Source organism: Enterococcus sp. 2STP (genome assembly GCF_032465635.1).
In the GTDB taxonomy this organism is placed as follows: domain Bacteria; phylum Bacillota; class Bacilli; order Lactobacillales; family Enterococcaceae; genus Enterococcus_B; species Enterococcus_B lactis.
Map to the genome: position 1 here is coordinate 1 of NZ_JAWDJH010000024.1, position 17,639 is coordinate 17,639.

The following is a 17,639-nucleotide window of genomic DNA, read 5'->3' on the forward strand; positions in this document are numbered from 1 at the left end:
GTGTTTGTTGATTCTATATAATTTAAAAAACGAAGTTTACTTTTATGCTGGAAAAAAAGAAAGTAAAATTTCGTAAATTTATCTGGTAAATTTATAATAAAACATTTAGTAAACATTTTCAAGGATTTTTTGCAAAGGTTTACAAACAAACGTAAAACTAGCCTTTTTTTCTCTTTTGTTCCATAATAGATATAACAAATAATAAATGAGGTGGATTCAATGAAAAAATTTGTATCTGGAATATTAGTAGGTAGCTTGGCAACAGCCGCTGCCGTTGCTGGTTTGGTCGCTTCTGTGAAAAAAACAGTGATCGATCCGATTGACGAAAAAGAAGCAATGATCGAAGAAAATCGTAAAAAAGCAATGCGCAAACGCGTTTCTCGTTAATAATTATTTAAAAAATACGCATGAAGACTTGTGAAAGAACAGATAAGTCATCATGCGTATTTTTATTTGTCAGTCAATATAAGTTGTGCTATTTTATCTGCTTGTCTCAAATTCCATGGATCTGTATAAGGTCTAGCTGCTGCTGCAGTTAACCAATCCACACCTTCAACTGGTATTCCATAGCAATAAAAGCCAGACTGGATTTTCCCGGAAGCATCAATCACGCGATTCGTACCTCGCTCAACATCTATAGCTTCTGAATGATAACTTCCTGTATTATCTGAAAACGAAAAAGGGCGAACAAGTTTATTTTCCTTCAAATTTTTTATGACAGGATTACTTGAACGAGAAAAGCTTGTTTGTGGCAAACGAGCTTCGATCAAATAGCGACTGCTGATTTCTTTATCTTGTAGAGAAATAACATAACGGTTTTGCTTTTGCTGAATATCAAGTGGCGGTTCGATCAAATGAAAAATACCCGCATCTATCAGTGCTGCTAACTCTTTCGTCCGAATAACTGGCGGACCAATCGTTAAAAAGCTGTTTAGATGAGTAAACCATCCCCACAGTATTTCTTTGTATTCCTTAGCAGAAAAAACGTGCCATTCAATAGCCTGCCGGATTGGATCACGCCAGTCTTTCAATGCATCAAATGTCGAAGTCAATGCCCCTGTGCAATTGCCTTTTTCCGCTTCTTTTATCTGCCTTTCAATAAATACTCGGCTAGCTTCTGCAAAGGACTCATCCTGATAGGTAAGAGGAGTTTCTAGATACGACCAAGACCATTTGTAAGGAAGTAATGCTGGATACTTTCCAAGACACTCTTCTGAAGAGAGGGAAAGAAAATCATGCTCAAAATTTTTCCTTGAAATCGGCAAGTGATGTTCTTCGATGATTTTCTTGTAATAAAACAACTCAGCGTCTTTTTTCAGATAGTCAAAAAATGTTTCGCCAGTCAAAAGTCCCGATCGATGCCATTGCTCAAGGTTTTCTTTTGTAAGTAGCCGTGGCCATGCCATTGCTCCACCTTGCTTTTGATTTCTCCCTCGAGGATAGTAAGGCAGACCTCTTCTTGACCCGCTGTATACAATCGGTTCCTTGCCAGATGGATGATAGACTAGTTTTCCCTTTTTGTTTTCGAAGCGCCCTCCTCTTGATACCGTAAACAATCCGACATAATCAAAAAAGCTTAAACCAAGCCCTCTTAGAAAGACATTTTCTTTTGGCGGTATCTTTGAAAGATCGACATCTGCAGGATTAGAAGGAAGCTGATACAGTAAATCATTTTTCTTTGCATAGTCTACCCAGGCTCTTTCCTCTTCTGTCTGATCGTTTTCCCAATGACCACTCGCTAAAATGAGCTGATCGACAGGATAGCTTTGCTGATCTGTCTGTAATAGGAAACCGTCTTTTTCTTTGCTGACCTTTTTCACTAAAGAATAGACAAGCTGAGTAGAAGCTGGAAATTCTTTTTGCAACTTTGTGAAAAACCAGCGTTGATAAAGTCCATATAGGCAACGAGTAGATTGCTGATCTTTTTCCAGACGGTTAATTTCTTCTATAAACAGTTGCTTATTTTTGGTTACCGTCTGTTCGATATAATCTCTAGCAGGACCTTTACTCCATTGAAACAAATTAGGTCCCGGCATTACCGTTCCCCCACTGGACAACGTTTCGTCTGTAAAAAGCGTCACTTGTTGAGAAACAGAGTTCATTAATAATTCTGGCGGCTGATTCAACCGCCAAACTCGACCGCCTGGACCTTCTGGATCAAAAAGAATAAGTTCAAGAGAATGTCTGCCCTGATTATTATACAGAATCCTTTCTGCTACACTTAATCCTCTAGGTCCGGCACCAATGATCCCTATTTTCATTTGTACACCTCCTTTTCGATAAATTCTTTTAACACAACGGCATGGTTCTGGTGCTCGTTTTTTGCACCATAAACGAAAGTAACGACTGGATGTTCTTTCATAAGTTGGGTGAGTTCGGAAACAGCTCGTGTCTTTTCTTCTTCAAAAGATAATTCTTGTTGATATTTCTTTGCAAATGAAGCAAAACGTTCTGGTACATGGTCAAATGCTTTGCGTGCTTCATTACTAGGCGCAATTTCTTTCAACCATAGATCCAAGTGTGCTTTTTCTTTTGAAAGCCCTCGTGGCCAGAGCCTATCCACGAGTATCCGAAAGCCATCCTCTTCTTCAGCATCAAGGTAAACACGCTTTAATTTAATCATAGTTGTTTCCTTCTTTCTGCCTTTTTTCTTTTATATTTTATATGTAGATAATAGCACAAAATAAAAAATGAACGACACAACTATCCCTCGTGTCGTTCATTTTTCTTAGTCAATACCTGATTATTGATCTAGTTTTTCCAAAGCTGTCATAAAAATATATGCTTTATACTTTTTTGCTTTTGATTTTTCCAGACCAGCCGTCATAACCACCCTTAAGCAAATAAATCTCTTTATAACCTGCTTTACGTAATTTATTTGCCGTACGGATACTCAAGCTTTTCTTTTGATCGTAGATATAGACAGGTTGGTCTTTTCGAATCGATCCTAGTGAATCTTTCAAAACAGTGTAAGGGATGTTTCTTGCACCTAAGATATGCCCTGCATCAAACACATCTTTTTCGCGAACATCGATTACTTGTGCTTTTCTCATTCCTTCTCGAAACTCTTCTTCTGTCAAAGTCGTTGCTGAACGCTTGGCCATTACTCGTAGATAGACTTCCCAAAAGATGATTGCAAGCACAATCAATAGCAAAATGATATTAATTACCCATAAAACCATGTAATGCCTCCGTTTTTTTAAGCAAATTTCAAGGCTAATGAGGCAGCGCCAATGACACCAGCTTCATTTCCAAGCTCTGCTAATTTGATTTTTGTTGATTCTCTTACTTGTGGGAAAGTGAATTCTTTAAAATATTTCTCTACACGGCTGCGTAAAAATTCTCCTGCCGCCGATACTCCGCCGCCTAACACAATACTTGACGGATTCAATGTATTCCCCAAGTTTGCGCAAGCTAAGCCTAAATAGAAGCATACGCGATCAACAACCATCAATGCAAACGGATCGTCTTCTTGAGCCATTTCAAAGATATCTTTACTTGTTACTTCTTCACCGTTATCTAACATTGCTTTCAGTTTTGAATCTCCTGCGTATTCTTCTGCCAAGTAACGTCCTAGACGTACCACACCAGTAGCGCTAGATACAGTTTCTAAACATCCGCGTTTACCGCAAGTACATTCGAACCCTTCAGGATCCACAGTGATATGGCCGATCTCTCCGCCTGCTCCGCTCACGCCATGGATCAAATTCCCGCCAGCAACAATACCACCGCCAACACCTGTTCCTAGAGTAACGAATACAACGTCTGGATCGTTTTCTCCAGCACCTTTCCATCGTTCACCTAAAGCAGCCACATTCGCATCATTATCGATAGCGAATTTGATTCCTGTCCCTGCTTCAATCAGTTTTTTCACAAATTGTACTTCTGTCCAGTTCAAGTTATATGCACCAATAACTGTTCCAGCGTCACTGTCCACGCTTCCTGGAGTACCCATACCGATTCCAATAAAGTCTTCGGCTTTCATATTATATAAATTCAATCGATGGTTGATTGATTCGATGATTTCAGGAACGATATGTTTGCCATCATCCAAAATATTGGTATCGATGCTCCATTTTTGTTGAATCTCTCCTTCTGGTGTTAAAATTGCAAATTTTGCTGTTGTTCCACCTAAATCAATCCCAATAATTTTCTTGTCCATTACAAATTTCCTTTCTTTCGGCTTTCTTCAATTCGGTGCTCTCTTTTTAATATGCGCCACGCTGTCATGTATGTATCATGATCGATTAAACGGCTATCATACAGATTCCGCAATTCAATAGTCATCAATTCAATATCATAGATGCGTGCACCCACATAGATAAAGATGCCAAATTTTTTGAACAGCTGCTGTACATCATATAAGCTCTCCATCTTTAAGCACTTCCTTCATATTATACAAGTAAACCATATTTTTTTAAACCCAGTAAAATACATATTACAAAAAGAAATACAAAAACTAGTGTAGAAAGAATCTTCTGGTGTATCGAATAGCTTGTCTGCTGTTTCGGTAGCCCTAAAATATTCCCTAATACTAAACCGCCCACCAGTCCGCCGACATGTCCCCAAACATCTACAGAGGTGTCAAGAAGACCAAAAACAAATGTCATCGCAATAAATAAAAGAAAATGTCTGACTAGTTGTTGGATCGCCGTATTATATTTAAAATGAAATCCTAAAATAAACAACGCACCAAACAATCCGAATATCGAAGTGCTTGCACCACCAGACAAGACATTCGCTTCGTTGAAAGCAAAACTTGCTGTATTTCCCATTATCCCGCTGAACATATAGATCAGGAAAAACCGCCAGTGACCGTATATTGCCTCGATTTGTTGCCCCATAAAATACAATATCAGTGAGTTCATGACGAAATGCATCACTCCAAAATGGATGAAGATTGGTGTCACTAAGCGCCACCATTCATTGAAGTGAACAAGATAAGGACCATACATTCCAGTATAATAAGGAATTTCAAGACGCGGAAACAACTCCATTATAATGAAGACTATTGTCTGTATCCCCAAAAAAACATAGGTCCATAACGGTCGCCTCAACCATGCACGCATTTTTATTTGCTGTTGATAATTCATGAAAACCTCCCATTTCATTTTAGTCAATAAATAATTGTTGGATCTTCTGATCAAAACTTTCCGGTTGCCATTGTTCATTCAATTGTTCTCGAAAAACGAGGCTGCATGTTTTTCGATGGAAATTTTTTAAATACCGGTCGTAATAACCACCGCCAAAACCAATTCGATAACCGGCTCTATTGTAGATAATCCCTGGTACAATGAGGAGGTCGATCATTTCCGGCAAATAAAGCTTCTCTGATTGTGGCTCGAGAACGCCAAAACTCGAACGTTCAAAAACGGTGTGTTCATCCATTTCATAAAACGCCATCTGACGTTTTGGTAAAGTTTTAGGAACAACTATTTTCTTTTGTTCTTTTTTCGCCCGTTGGATAATCGGCTGTGTATCCAGCTCAAATTCATTTGATAAAGTCGTCCCTATCACTTGTGCCGACTTCCAGTACTCGCTTGCGAATAGCTGTTCACAGATTCGCTGTTCTTTGTCCTTTTTCTTACCGCTTTTAGCCAGATTTTTCAGCTTTTCGATTCCTTGTCGGCGTAATTTTTCTTTCATTTGCTCCAAAAAATCACCCTTCCTTCTCTCATAAAATGGTATAGGAAAAAAAGAAAAATAGCAATCGAACTTTCAAATAAATGTATAAATAAAAGAAAAAGAAGACCTAACAATGATCGGCCTTCTTGCCTTTTAATGAACTTCAACCGCTCAGCACGTGTTTTTGTCTGATAAACAATACATACAGAAAATATGGCGCACCAAAAAAGGCAATCAAAATCCCTGTCGGTATTTCCCCACTTGGCAGAATCACTCGTGCAACAATATCTGCATTAAGTACAAAAACGGAACCAAACAAACTGCTTAGAATAAAGGTCCAGTGATTTTCTTTACGTACGACTAGCTTCGCAGCATGAGGAGCCAGTAGTCCTACAAAGGATAAACTCCCTGTCACCGCTACGCTACCGCTTGCTAAAGCAACAGCTAACAACAAAAGGATTTTTTGACTTTTAGCCACATTTAGCCCTAATCCTTGCGCGCGTTCTTGACCAAATGATAGCAAGCCAATCCGCTGCGCATAAAATCCTCCTAGCGGAATCAAGATAATCGCCCATGGAAGAAGCGCCCAAACATAGGACCAGCTCGCACCCCAAATCGATCCCGCCAACCATGCATTGACAAATCCATAATTTTCCTTTGACAATTGGATGGTGCACAACAACGTTAATGCAGAAAGACCCGCATTAACGGCAATACCAGACAATAAGATACGATTCATCCCTAAAAATCCATTTCGATCATAGGCCGCAAGATAGACACAGCAAGCAGCGAGAATACCACCTATAAAGGCTACGACTAGCAACAGAAACGGCAGAGAATATTGTGAAAAGAAACCTAAATAAAGCATCACTAGAAATCCAGCTCCCGCATTGATCCCCAATATGCTAGAATCTGCCAATTCATTTCTCGTCACTCCTTGCAAGACATAACCAGAGACGCCAAGACAAGCACCTGCTAATAAACTGATCAGTAATCGAGGAACACGAAACTCTCCAACAATCAGCGCCAAAGAAGAGGAGCCTTTCCCTATGAACGTGTCAAAAAGCTGATCAAGATAAATAAAAGGCGTGCCAATCATCAAACTACCTACAGACAAGACGATAAGTAGAAAAAGCAAGAAATACAACGTCCAATATATTCTTTTCACCGTTGTTCCCTCCTTACTTGTATCAGTAAAAACGGAACGCCAATCAATGCGATGACTAATCCAAAAGGTGTTTCAAAAGGTGGATTGATCATCCTTGCTGCAAAATCCGCCAACATGACCAGTCCGCCTCCAACTAAAAAAGAGACAGGTAGGACATAACGATAGTCTGTCCCAACCATTCCGCGAACAATCGGCGGAACCAACAGCCCAATAAATGAAACAGGTCCGACTAACGAAACGGCAATGGCTGCTAACACTGCAACTAGACAGAAAACAATCAACCGTGTTCGTTTAGGATGACCTCCAAGAGCTAATGCATGGGTTTCACTCAAACTAATCAAGGATATCGCTTTTCCTAATGAAAAAGAAACCAAGACAGCAAGCACATATACAGGGAACAACACTGTTAATTGTTTCCATGTGATATTGGCAGCTCCACCTACAAACCAAAAAGCAAGATCCTGCTGTAGATTAAAAAATTGGGTAAGTGCTTGACTGATTGCAGTAAAAAAAGAACTAATAGCTACGCCAGCTAAAATCAGCTGTAAAGGATTCATGCCCATTTTCGAAAACTGCAAAAAGCCAAATACGAGTAAAGTCACAGCAAAAGAACCTGCCAATGACACCAGAAACACAGAAAAGCCAGAAGCTTTGGGCCAAAAAGCAAAACTAAGAGCCATTGCCAACGAAGCACCAGCGTTGATTCCTAGTAAACCTGAATCTGCTAAAGGATTTCTTGTCACTCCTTGCATCAATGCACCGCTCAATGCAAAACAACTCCCTACGAGAAATGCCCCTGCAACCCGAGGCAAACGAATGTTTCTTATAATTTGATGACTTTGTTTTGATCCATCAAAATCAACCAACGCCTGCCAAAAGGCTATTTTTCCCACACTCGCTGCGCCATTTGAAAGAGCAATAAAAAAAATGATCAAAAGAACAAAACAGATCAAAAGCAAGAGTTTGTTTTTTTTCCTAGCCTTCATAGTTGATCCTCCTGCTCTTTTGGCAACAGATCATACGTCAGAAAAACTGGTTTATTCGTTTTTGGTAGTGTGACAATCGTTGCATCAATCTCAAATATTTTTTTCATACACTCTTTTGTGATCACTTCTTCAGGTGTACCTTCCGTGATCAATTCACCGTTTTTCATTCCTAGTAAATAATCAGAAAAACGTGAAGCAAGATTAATGTCATGGATCGACATCAAGATTGTTGTTTGTTTTATTTGATTGATTTGAGTCAATAACTGTAGGATCTCTAATTGGTGTGACGGATCTAAAAACGTCGTCGGCTCGTCCAAGATCAAGATATCTGTTTCCTGAGCAAGTGCCATAGCGATCCAGACACGCTGGGTTTGTCCACCAGACAACGTTGCGATATCTCGCGTGCGATATCCAGACAAACCTGTTGCATCCAAAGCCCACTCGATTGCTTCATGATCTTGTGCATCCATACCGCTAAACAGTTTTTGATAGGGATATCGTCCGTAAGATACTACTTCTTCTACTGTCATACCTATAGGATGTTCACTAGTTTGTGCTAATAAAGCAATTTTTTTTGCAAGTTCTTTTGAACTGTATGTAGATATATCAGAATCATTGACAATGATCTTTCCTGATTTCACAGGTATTATGCGGGTAAAGCTTTTCAATAAAGTAGATTTTCCACTTCCGTTTGGTCCAATCAAGCTCGTGATTTTCCCTTCAGGAATCGTAACAGACATGTTTTCAATAATTTTTTTATTTTCGTAGCCGGCTGCAATATCAGCTGCCCTTAGTCTCGTCATTTCACCCATCCTTTCGCTGAAAATCATTCTCAATTATGACGCTGTTTCACTATTTCGTCAAGCGCTACTTTCATAGCTATAGCTAAATGAAGCGGTTGACAGCATTCGAAATATCAGGAATAATAACCAATGAGAAAGATTCTCAATTATGTCAGGAGGAAAGAAATGAACTTAAAAACAAAAGTATTCACATTATCTAGCATATTGCTGTTGGCTGGAGTATTGAGCGCTTGCTCCCCTTCTTCAGATAAAGAAACAGCTACACCTACCAATTCGACGACTTCATCCACCAGCACGCATACAGTCACAGATACGCTTGGACATAAAGTCGACATTCCAAACGCACCTAAACGGATCATCGGTAGTTACTTAGAAGACTATCTGATTTCCCTAGGAGAAAAACCTATCGCCCAATGGACAGTGGGCAGTGGTTCTATCCAAGATTATTTGCAAGATGATTTGAAAGATGTTCCAACTATTTCTTATGATCTTCCTTACGAGAAAGTATTAAGCTTCGAACCTGACTTGCTGTTGATTTCTTCTTCCGCTACTGTCGAAGGTGGGAAATACGAGCAATATAGCAAAATCGCGCCAACTTATGTCGTAAAAAACGGAACAGACGTCACATGGGAAGAACAACTAAAAGATGTCGGCAAGGCTTTAGCAAAAGAAAAAGAAGCGGAAAAAGTCATTTCCGATTATCAAAAATCCGTCAAGAGCACTCGCGAAGAATTAGCAGATAAAATTGAGAACAAGACAGCTGCCGTGTTATGGGTGACCAATAACTCCGCCTTCATGGTCAGCAAAAATCGGTCAAGCGGTAGAATCGTATATGACGATCTAAAATTTGGTGTGCCTGATTTAGTAGAAGAAGTATCCAAAGAAGCCACTTCTGACTGGTCTGCTGTTTCTTCGGAAAAACTAGCTGAATTAGATGCTGATTACATCATTCTTGTGAACAGTGATAAAGATGCTGCTATGTTCAATGAACCAAGTTGGAAGAATCTCAAAGCAGTGAAGGACGATCACGTACTGCAATTCGGACCTGAATCTAGCTGGCTATATAACGGACCTATTGCCAGTCAGGAAATGGTCAATGATATCAAAGAAAAGTTAAACTGATTTTAACTAAAAAAAGCATCTTCACGTTCATTCGCGAGATGCTTTTTTATTATTAAAAACTGAATACCAGATATTATTCTTCTTTTGAAACAACCTTATTTCTTACTCTTTCCCATTTTTGAAAACGATGGGCATATAAATTTTCCTGATCCGTTATTCCCTCGTATTCCTCTATAAGAGCGAAGTCTGAAAAATCGATATCCCCAATATACGTATCTCCTTCAAACGTGCTATCAATCAATGTCCGCCAGATTCGACCGGTGTAAGGAAGAAGTTCTTGAAAAATCCGACTGCCACCCGAAACATAGATATCTTCTGAGATTGTTTGACTATACGCCAAAAGTTCATCGATTGAATGCATCACTTCTGCATTTTCTTTCGTGCGAAAGTTCGGTTGCGTTGTCAACACGATGATATGGCGATAAGGAAGTGAGAGATCGCCCATTCCTTCATAGGTCTTTCTTCCCATCACTAAGATTCGATCCATTGTATGTTCACGAAAAAAACGCATGTCATTTGGCAATCGCCACGGTAGCAATCCATTTTTGCCGATCAGACCATTTCTATCTTGTGCCCACATTGAAATAAACATATCATCCGCTCCTTATGATTTTAGATGGTTTGAGATAAAAAAAGTCTCAATTCTTTGACCAGCAAGGAATTGAGAACTTTAAAAACATTATTTTGTTTCACGGTGCAAAGTAACTTTGCGTTCGCGTGGGCAATATTTTTGTTTTTCCAAACGATCAGGATTGTTACGTTTGTTTTTGCTTGTTAGGTAGTTACGTTCTTTACAAGAAGTACACTCTAAAGTGATGTTTACGCGCATGTTTTTCCCTCCCATTTTTACAAGAATCCTCTAAGATGACTCTCAGACTTGATTATCTTACCATGATTTTTTCTAGATTGCTAGTGTTTTTCACGATTTTGTTAAGTAAAACTACTTGACGATAAATACAACGGTTTTACTTCTCAAACAAAATCTTTTTCTTTTTGTATAAATACCCTTACACTTGTTTATATAGATTATGTTTTTTAATAAAGGGGGATATTAATATGCCATGGAACATGAAGGACTTTCCTGCATCAATGAAAAACTTAGATAAACTGACAAGAAAAAAAGCAATCGACATCGCAAATGCACTGTTGGATGAAGGGTACCCTGATAGCCGTGCGATCCCAATTGCCATTGATCAAGCAAAAAAATGGGATGAAGATGCTAGTGAATCAGAAAAACGAACCTTCGAAAAAGAAAAAAATCCAAGCAAGACGGATGAACACGATACGAATCCTCGTGCCGGAAAACTGCTTGATTCAGATGTGATCGTAGAATATGAGGAAGAACAATGGATCGTGAAATCTAAAGGGGCAAAAAAGGCAAGCAACCATTTTGATACAAAAAAAGAAGCAATCGAAAAAGGAAAGCAAGTAGCTCAAAACAAACAATCAACTTTGATCATCTATAAAAAAGATGGGACAAAAGAAAAAGAAATCAGTTACTAAGCGCTTAAAAAGAAGCATAGAAACAAGGAGATCATCTCACATGTTTCTATGCTTCTTCTCATATTGTTGTTTCTTTTTTATCAAACAGTCACATAATCGATTGCTTCTGCTTGCGGAATCGTTTCATCGACAAAGTAAACTTTATACCATGTCAAGAAACTGAAGATCGTCCAGATTTTACGTTGTTCTTCTTTACGTCCTTCGTGATGGTCATCTAGCAACTTCATGATTTTTTCTTGATCAAAAAATTCTTTTGCAAAATCTGCTTCGAATAATGCTTTGACTTGTTCGTAGCCGTGTTCTTCTTTCAACCAAGCTTTGATTGGCACAGGGAATCCTAATTTCACCCGATTCGACCACTCTTCTGGAAGATGTTTGTTCGCAGCTTGTCTGAAAATATCTTTTGTATTGTTTTGATTCAACAAGAACTTACTTGGTATTTGTTGAGCCAATTTCATGACTTCGATATCCAGTAAAGGTACTCGGACTTCTAGAGAACTTGCCATAGAAAGTTTATCTGCCTTCAACAAAATATCTTTTGGCATCCATTGGTGAAGATCGACGTATTGCATCTTATTGACTTCATCTTTGATTCCTTCTGTTTTCTCGTAATGAACAGTCATGATTTCATTCACAGACGGCGCTGTTTGATATTTTGGCGTCAACACTTCTGATGCTTCTGATTCTTCGAACACTCGAGCATGCCCAATAAAATATTCTTTTGCTGGCGCAAGTGATTCATATAAATGGATACGTCCATGGAAATTTTTCATTTTTCCGATTTTACGTCCTAAATTATAGCGTGTCCCTTTTGGCAATTTTTTCAGTCCTTGCGCAATCACACGGATAAATTTTGAATTCGTGTGGAATCCATACGTTTGGTATCCCGCAAATAGTTCATCTGCCCCTTCTCCTGATTGAACCACCCGTACACTTTGTGAAGCGAGATTTGCTAAAAAGTACAACGGCACGCAAGAAGGATTTGAGTCTGGTTCATCTAAGTGATACTGGATCAATGGGAATGCTTTAAAAGACATGTCTCCGTCAATCACAGCTGCCGTATTGTCTAAGTCCAATAATTCTGTTAGTTTTCTGGCTTCAATCGCTTCATTATAGGTTTTATCATCAAACCCGATTGAGAAAGAATGATCTGGTTTCAATACAGAGGTTACATAACTGGAATCGACCCCGCTGGATAAGAAAGAACCAACTTCTACATCGCTGATTGTGTGTGCTTCAATAGAAGCTTGAACAGTTTCGTCGATTTTTTCGATCCATTCTTGTCGGGAATGCGTTTCTTTTGTTTCAAAATCTGCATCCCAATATTGTTGAATGTCCAGTTTTCCGTCTTTATACGTATAATAATGGCCTTCAGGCAAACGATAGACACCTTTGAAGAAGGTTTCACCGTTCAATGGAGAATATTGGAAAGTCATATAAGGTTTCAATGCTTCTTTATTCAATTCTTTATTAAAATCAGGATGAGGCAAAAAACTTTTGATTTCTGAACCAAACATAAATGTTCCGTTCATTTCTGCATAATAGTATGGTTTGATCCCAAAATGGTCTCTCGCACCGAATAACTCATTTTTTTCATTATCCCAAATAGCAAAAGCAAACATTCCGCGGATTTTTTGCAATAATTCTGTTCCCCATTCTTCGTAACCATGCAAAAGGACTTCTGTATCTGCATGTGTTTGAAAAACGTGACCAGCTGCAATCAATTCTTCTCTCAAAGGCTGATAATTATAGATTTCGCCATTAAAAATAATGATCTTTGTCCGATCTTCATTGTAAATAGGCTGAGTACCGCCCTCTAAGTCAATAATACTTAATCTTCTGAATCCTAAAGCAACGTGTTTATCGATATATTCACCTGAACTATTAGGTCCACGGTGAACGATTCGATCCATCATTGTATTAATAATTGTTTTTTTGTTGTCCTTGTCGTTAACAAAACCTACAATACCGCACATTTAACTTTCACATCCTAATATAAAATTACTGTTTATTTCATCCATATGCATCTTAACATAGAATAAATAGCGGACGAATATTTTCTCTCTTACAGTTTCGTCACGTGAAAACAAAAGATGAAAGTTTCTGTTTTTACAGAAAATAAAGTCCCGATATCTAATTTACCATGTTTTCTTTTTTGAGGCTATCTTATTCTCTTCGTGTTAAAAAAATATTAGTGGATGCTGTTCAAAAAATAGCCTCCAGATAAAAAGACACGACCGAAAGATCGTGTCTAATTATGACTATATAAGAAAATATGCAGCCAAACAGATCTATTCATTCTCTCATTGACATAGTTGAATTGAAATTATAATTTCTTGGAATGATAGTAACTACTTCATTATAAGAAATCTTATAATCAAAGTTCCTTCCAAAATAATGGTCTTTCGTTGCATAAGTGATCGCGGTGCACATCGCTTTTCCCCCTAAACCAAATCGTTTTTACACTTTTATCTTACATCTGGTATTTTTATATCAAAAGAAAAGTCCAAGGAGATTTATTTCCTAGCATGTATGAAAGATCGTACTCAGAGGAAATCAAAAAATATTTTGGGCTAAACATACAACAAAAAAGACACGATCGAAATCGTGTCTAATCGTTGATATATAAGGAAGGTACAGGATTTGAACCTGCGCGCCGGTATTAGCCGGTTCGCCGGATTTCGAGTCCGGTGCATTACCACTCTGCCAACCTTCCGTAAGTACTATTTTTAAACTTTTTCCACGAAATGTCAAGCCTATTTCTAACAGATAAATAACAGAAACCGTTTTTTTACAAAAAAAGTCCATTGACAGTTTACAGCCAACGGACTTACCGATCAAATTCATAATGATAGAACACTATCTGATTGTTTCAGGATTATCTAGTGCTAAAATCGAGTCAATTGTCCGTTTGATCAGTGCGATGATTTGTTCTTCTGTTGGATGCATGATGTTTGATGACATCAATGATGCTAAGCCAGTCACCGCTACCCATGTACCAGTATGCAAGGCATCGATATAATCATCCGATAATTGATTGTATCTTTCATCTTCTTTGACTATTTCACGGAAATAGTTGTAAGAAAAATCATGCATTTTCTTTCCGTCCCCATGTTCATCAATGTACAATGCCATGTAAAGACTATGATGTTTCTTTGCAAAGTAGATATAGTTCAAACCGAGATCAATGATTTTATCACCCGTGCGCTCAATAGGGAAAACATCTTCTTTTAGTTGTTCAAAGATTGAATCCAATAACGTATTTTTCAAATCTTCCATGTTTTTGAATTCCAGATAAATTGGCTGAGTCGAAATCCCCATCTTTTTCGCAATGTTTCTCGCAGTAAATCCTTTAAACCCTTCCTTTGCAACAACATCATAAGCAGCTTTTAGAATTTGATCCTTGGTATAGACTTTTCTTCTCATTAAAACTCCCCCACTTCTTTACTGCAGTATATGTTGTTTTATTGTACCCTATTTTTAGTATTTTTTGCAAACATTTTACTCAAAACGTTATATTTTAAATTTTTTTCTCAGTCTTCTTTAACTTTTTTTGCAAAATTAAAAAAATTTGGTTAAATTCACTGGGTTCCCTTACATTTTTAGTTTTAACCTAAATGATAGTTGACCAAATCTTTCATTTCAAGTTATAGTTAAAGAAAACGAAAAAGAAGGTGTGTAATGGAAAACGAAACTGACGTTATTTATATTCATCCTCAAAAAAGAATCGTTTCACAGAAAAGAAAATATTTTTATCTTAGTTTTACAGGTGCTTTTTTTCTTTTTATTGGCTTAGTTTCTGGTACACCTGCCGCTAATTGGAGTGGACTACTGACTATTCTTACCTCTCCAAGCAATCTTCTGACAGATTATTTTGCTTTGGGCGGTTTTGGAAGCGCATTTATAAACGTTGGGATCTTGACCTTACTTTCTGTGCTTTTGGCTTACCGGCAAAAGGTGATTTTAAATGGCCCCTTATTCGCTTCGATTTTAACAGTTACCGGTTTTTCTTTTTTTGGTAAAAACCTTTATAATTCGATCTCGATCATTTTAGGTGTATACCTGTATGCTGTATTTGTCAATAAACCTTTTTCTCAGTATATTATGATAGGACTGTTCGGCAGCGCATTGTCGCCGGTCGTTAGTTACATTACTTTTGGTATGCGCTTTCCTTTGCTAGTAGGTGTTCTGCTGGGCAATTTGGCCGGTATAGCAATTGGTCTTCTTCTTCCGCCATTAGCTGCTCAAACTTTAGTTTTCCATCGCGGGTTCACGCTTTATAATATTGGATTTACCTCAGGCTTGATTGCCATGGCTTTTACTGCTGTTTTGCGATTGTTCAGCTACTCGATCGTCGAGAATACATTGGTTTCCAATGAATACCATTCCCCTCTCGTCTGGATCATTTTCGGCTTTTTTTTGCTGACAGTCGGTTTTGGTTTCTATTATAATTCCTTTCGACTTTCGGGTATTCGAGAGATTTTCGATTCATCTGGAAAACTGACAACTGATTTCATTGCTAATTCTGGTATCGGTGCTACTTTGATCAACATGGGGCTAGTTGGTCTAATGCTTTCTTCTTATGTTTTGCTGGTTGGTGGTAAGTTAAATGGTCCTGTCATCGGTGCTATTTTATCTGCGGTTGGTTTCAGTGCTTTTGGTTGTCATTTAAAAAACAGTTTTCCGATACTAGTCGGAATCTTTCTTGCTTCTTTGTTTGGGACGTTTCATGAGATCACCAGCACCGGCATGCTCGTTGCCGCTGTGTTTGGGACAGGCCTCGCGCCCATAAGCGGTTTTTACGGCAGTTTTTACGGTGTAATAGCTGGTATGTTACATATTGCTCTTGTCCATAACGTCAGCACTTTGCACGGAGGACTCAATTTATATAACAGTGGTTTTTCAACTGGATTCGTTGCAGGTATCCTTGTACCGATACTAGATAACTTTACCGCTGTCAGAAAGGAAAAAAAGACACTTGGAAAAAGAATTATCAAAAAGAATCATCGATGAGCTTCTTACTTATCTATATTCCCACGAAATAACTGAAATACGTATTGGCGTAGAATTTGCTGAGGAGGGACTTTTCATAGAAATACAGGGCACAATAGAAACTCAGCCAGAAGATCTAGATGTACTTGCTGATTTGCTGAACAATCCTCGAGACCCTAGCATGGAAATCTACTATCAGGAGCTATTAGGTAATCCTCGACATGATCGGGAAGATTATCATCTGCTAGGTAGTTTGATTGACGATGTGGAAATCATGTATGCCCAGCCGATTATCAATATCAAGATTTTCCGACGTGCTTCTCCTCGCCCCTATTATTAACCTATTTTACAAAACAGCTTCATCCACCTAAAACAGCTCCTGAAAGTTCGATTAAAAATCTACTTTTAGGAGCTGTTCTAAGCTTGATATTATTGATTTTCCAATCCTTCGTATAGTTCATCTGTTACAGGTTCTAAAAACTCTGAATTACCAGCAGTGATCGCCAAATGTTCAAACCAACTGTCTTTTGTCGCACCATGCCAATGTTTGATCCCTTTGTGCGTTACGACGACATCTCCAGCCATTAATCGTCTTGCTGGCTTTCCTTCTTCCTGATACCAGCCTTCTCCTCCGGTCACAAGTAAAATTTGATAGCCGTCTGTATGGACATGCCAGTGATTGCGACAGCCTGGTTCAAAAGTTACATTCCCTACACCAACAGAAACTTCGGGATCGTTTACTAACATATTCAGATAGCTTTGCCCGGTAAATACTTGAGCGTATGCTTCGTTTTTTTTACCTGCTGGAAAAATCACGCCTTTTTGTATTTCTTCGTGTTTTGTCATCATTTACGCCTCTTTCTTATCTTCTCTATTTTCTTCTAGATAGATTTCTTTTGCTAAACTAAAAGCCGACCAAGCTTTTGGCCACCCTACATAAAAAGCTAAATGGGTAATGATTTCTGCTATTTCTTCACTAGTAATGCCATTTTGCTTGCCAATTTTCAGATGAGCTGGCAATTGTTCAAAATTCCCTCCTGAGATCAAAGCAGATAGGGTGATGATACTACGCTGATGAGGAGATAATTCTTCTCTTGACCATACTTGTCCAAATAAAACATCGTCATTCAATTCTGCAAATTTTGGTGCAAACTCCCCCAATTGATCTCTTCCTGCGGTTTGTTTTTCTGCCATTTTTTTATTTCCTCCGTTCGTGATTGCTAGGTGATTCGAACATTGTTCTTAATTACATCATTATCTATTGTTTCTTCGCATTTTATTTTAAGCCCCATTTTTTAACCTGTCCAATGCTTAGTTTATTCCATCAGTATGCTTTCCAAGCATAATTGTTAACGTTTTCTATCTTTTTTCTATTTTTGAAAAAACAAGATGTTAAATAAGTCTTTAGTTGGATGTTTTTTTGAGATTATTCTTTTATAC

General features: G+C 38.2%; 21 protein-coding genes, 1 tRNA gene and 1 pseudogene. 5 read left to right on the plus strand and 18 right to left on the minus strand.

Annotation, left to right across the window (positions count from 1 at the left end; all coding sequences use genetic code 11):
• Positions 1 to 219 precede the first annotated feature (219 nt).
• Positions 220 to 387, plus strand: coding sequence for a DUF3042 family protein (locus RWU19_RS11415; protein ID WP_002288457.1), 168 nt, complete (start codon positions 220 to 222; stop codon positions 385 to 387).
• Positions 388 to 449: 62 nt separating this feature from the next.
• Here the strand turns inward: RWU19_RS11415 and RWU19_RS11420 are convergent, their stop codons facing one another.
• The 10 genes from RWU19_RS11420 to RWU19_RS11465 form a co-directional block, all read right to left on the minus strand.
• Positions 450 to 2,261, minus strand: a complete 1,812-nt coding sequence (locus tag RWU19_RS11420; RefSeq protein ID WP_123837735.1) for an FAD/NAD(P)-binding protein — start codon at positions 2,259 to 2,261, stop codon at positions 450 to 452.
• A complete protein-coding gene (locus tag RWU19_RS11425) occupies positions 2,258 to 2,623 on the minus strand; it encodes a DUF488 domain-containing protein (RefSeq protein WP_123837734.1) in 366 nt (121 codons plus the stop codon). Before RWU19_RS11425 ends, RWU19_RS11420 begins: the two co-directional genes overlap by 4 nt.
• Positions 2,624 to 2,786: 163 nt before the next feature.
• Positions 2,787 to 3,182 (minus strand): rhodanese-like domain-containing protein, encoded by a 396-nt coding sequence (locus RWU19_RS11430; protein WP_002308872.1) that lies wholly within the window; start codon positions 3,180 to 3,182, stop codon positions 2,787 to 2,789.
• Positions 3,183 to 3,199: 17 nt separating this feature from the next.
• On the minus strand, positions 3,200 to 4,162 hold the full coding sequence (locus RWU19_RS11435; protein ID WP_002308870.1) for an ROK family glucokinase: 963 nt from the start codon (positions 4,160 to 4,162) through the stop codon (positions 3,200 to 3,202).
• Positions 4,162 to 4,374, minus strand: a complete 213-nt coding sequence (locus RWU19_RS11440) for a YqgQ family protein (protein WP_002293902.1) — start codon at positions 4,372 to 4,374, stop codon at positions 4,162 to 4,164. The genes RWU19_RS11435 and RWU19_RS11440 overlap by 1 nt, the downstream gene beginning before the upstream one ends.
• A 20-nt stretch (positions 4,375 to 4,394) precedes the next feature.
• Positions 4,395 to 5,093: a rhomboid family intramembrane serine protease gene (locus tag RWU19_RS11445; protein WP_002308868.1), complete on the minus strand. Its 699-nt coding sequence runs from the start codon at positions 5,091 to 5,093 to the stop codon at positions 4,395 to 4,397.
• A gap of 19 nt (positions 5,094 to 5,112) precedes the next feature.
• A complete protein-coding gene (locus tag RWU19_RS11450; protein ID WP_373413091.1) occupies positions 5,113 to 5,646 on the minus strand; it encodes a 5-formyltetrahydrofolate cyclo-ligase in 534 nt (177 codons plus the stop codon).
• 142 nt (positions 5,647 to 5,788) lie between these two features.
• Positions 5,789 to 6,793, minus strand: a complete 1,005-nt coding sequence (locus RWU19_RS11455) for a FecCD family ABC transporter permease (protein WP_123837733.1) — start codon at positions 6,791 to 6,793, stop codon at positions 5,789 to 5,791.
• The gene (locus RWU19_RS11460) at positions 6,790 to 7,779 is read right to left on the minus strand and encodes a FecCD family ABC transporter permease (RefSeq protein WP_002329357.1); all 990 of its coding nucleotides are present in this window, start codon (positions 7,777 to 7,779) and stop codon (positions 6,790 to 6,792) included. The genes RWU19_RS11455 and RWU19_RS11460 overlap by 4 nt, the downstream gene beginning before the upstream one ends.
• Positions 7,776 to 8,582, minus strand: a complete 807-nt coding sequence (locus RWU19_RS11465; RefSeq protein WP_002314789.1) for an ABC transporter ATP-binding protein — start codon at positions 8,580 to 8,582, stop codon at positions 7,776 to 7,778. The genes RWU19_RS11460 and RWU19_RS11465 overlap by 4 nt, the downstream gene beginning before the upstream one ends.
• A 165-nt stretch (positions 8,583 to 8,747) precedes the next feature.
• Here RWU19_RS11465 and RWU19_RS11470 point away from each other — a divergent pair, with 165 nt between their 5' ends.
• Positions 8,748 to 9,704 carry an ABC transporter substrate-binding protein gene (locus RWU19_RS11470; RefSeq protein ID WP_002338846.1) on the plus strand — a complete coding sequence of 319 codons (957 nt, stop codon included), beginning with the start codon at positions 8,748 to 8,750 and terminating at the stop codon, positions 9,702 to 9,704.
• A gap of 73 nt (positions 9,705 to 9,777) precedes the next feature.
• Here the strand turns inward: RWU19_RS11470 and RWU19_RS11475 are convergent, their stop codons facing one another.
• Both RWU19_RS11475 and rpmG read right to left on the minus strand, forming a co-directional pair.
• Positions 9,778 to 10,296 (minus strand): dihydrofolate reductase, encoded by a 519-nt coding sequence (locus RWU19_RS11475; protein WP_002308859.1) that lies wholly within the window; start codon positions 10,294 to 10,296, stop codon positions 9,778 to 9,780.
• Between the two features lie 87 nt (positions 10,297 to 10,383).
• Positions 10,384 to 10,548: a 50S ribosomal protein L33 gene (gene rpmG, locus RWU19_RS11480; RefSeq protein ID WP_002320810.1), complete on the minus strand. Its 165-nt coding sequence runs from the start codon at positions 10,546 to 10,548 to the stop codon at positions 10,384 to 10,386.
• A gap of 212 nt (positions 10,549 to 10,760) precedes the next feature.
• On the opposite strand from rpmG, the gene RWU19_RS11485 reads away from it, so the two are divergent.
• Positions 10,761 to 11,207: a DUF2188 domain-containing protein gene (locus tag RWU19_RS11485; RefSeq protein ID WP_002329361.1), complete on the plus strand. Its 447-nt coding sequence runs from the start codon at positions 10,761 to 10,763 to the stop codon at positions 11,205 to 11,207.
• A gap of 80 nt (positions 11,208 to 11,287) precedes the next feature.
• On the opposite strand, the gene asnB is transcribed toward RWU19_RS11485, so the two are convergent.
• The 4 genes and pseudogenes from asnB to RWU19_RS11505 form a co-directional block, all read right to left on the minus strand.
• Positions 11,288 to 13,183: an asparagine synthase (glutamine-hydrolyzing) gene (gene asnB / locus RWU19_RS11490; RefSeq protein WP_002335776.1), complete on the minus strand. Its 1,896-nt coding sequence runs from the start codon at positions 13,181 to 13,183 to the stop codon at positions 11,288 to 11,290.
• A gap of 343 nt (positions 13,184 to 13,526) precedes the next feature.
• Positions 13,527 to 13,640 (minus strand): annotated as a pseudogene (locus RWU19_RS11495) (linear amide C-N hydrolase); the annotation flags it as partial.
• A gap of 195 nt (positions 13,641 to 13,835) precedes the next feature.
• Positions 13,836 to 13,923: transfer RNA gene (locus tag RWU19_RS11500), tRNA-Ser, on the minus strand.
• Between the two features lie 143 nt (positions 13,924 to 14,066).
• Positions 14,067 to 14,633 (minus strand): TetR/AcrR family transcriptional regulator, encoded by a 567-nt coding sequence (locus RWU19_RS11505; protein ID WP_002308856.1) that lies wholly within the window; start codon positions 14,631 to 14,633, stop codon positions 14,067 to 14,069.
• Between the two features lie 255 nt (positions 14,634 to 14,888).
• Here RWU19_RS11505 and RWU19_RS11510 point away from each other — a divergent pair, with 255 nt between their 5' ends.
• Positions 14,889 to 16,220, plus strand: coding sequence for a DUF1576 domain-containing protein (locus RWU19_RS11510; protein ID WP_002338850.1), 1,332 nt, complete (start codon positions 14,889 to 14,891; stop codon positions 16,218 to 16,220).
• The gene (locus RWU19_RS11515) at positions 16,186 to 16,539 is read left to right on the plus strand and encodes a hypothetical protein (RefSeq protein WP_316002801.1); all 354 of its coding nucleotides are present in this window, start codon (positions 16,186 to 16,188) and stop codon (positions 16,537 to 16,539) included. The genes RWU19_RS11510 and RWU19_RS11515 overlap by 35 nt, the downstream gene beginning before the upstream one ends.
• An 89-nt stretch (positions 16,540 to 16,628) precedes the next feature.
• Here RWU19_RS11515 and RWU19_RS11520 read toward each other — a convergent pair whose 3' ends face one another.
• Positions 16,629 to 17,048: a cupin domain-containing protein gene (locus RWU19_RS11520; protein ID WP_002338852.1), complete on the minus strand. Its 420-nt coding sequence runs from the start codon at positions 17,046 to 17,048 to the stop codon at positions 16,629 to 16,631.
• On the minus strand, positions 17,049 to 17,393 hold the full coding sequence (locus RWU19_RS11525) for a carboxymuconolactone decarboxylase family protein (RefSeq protein WP_002338853.1): 345 nt from the start codon (positions 17,391 to 17,393) through the stop codon (positions 17,049 to 17,051).
• Positions 17,394 to 17,639: the final 246 nt, after the last annotated feature.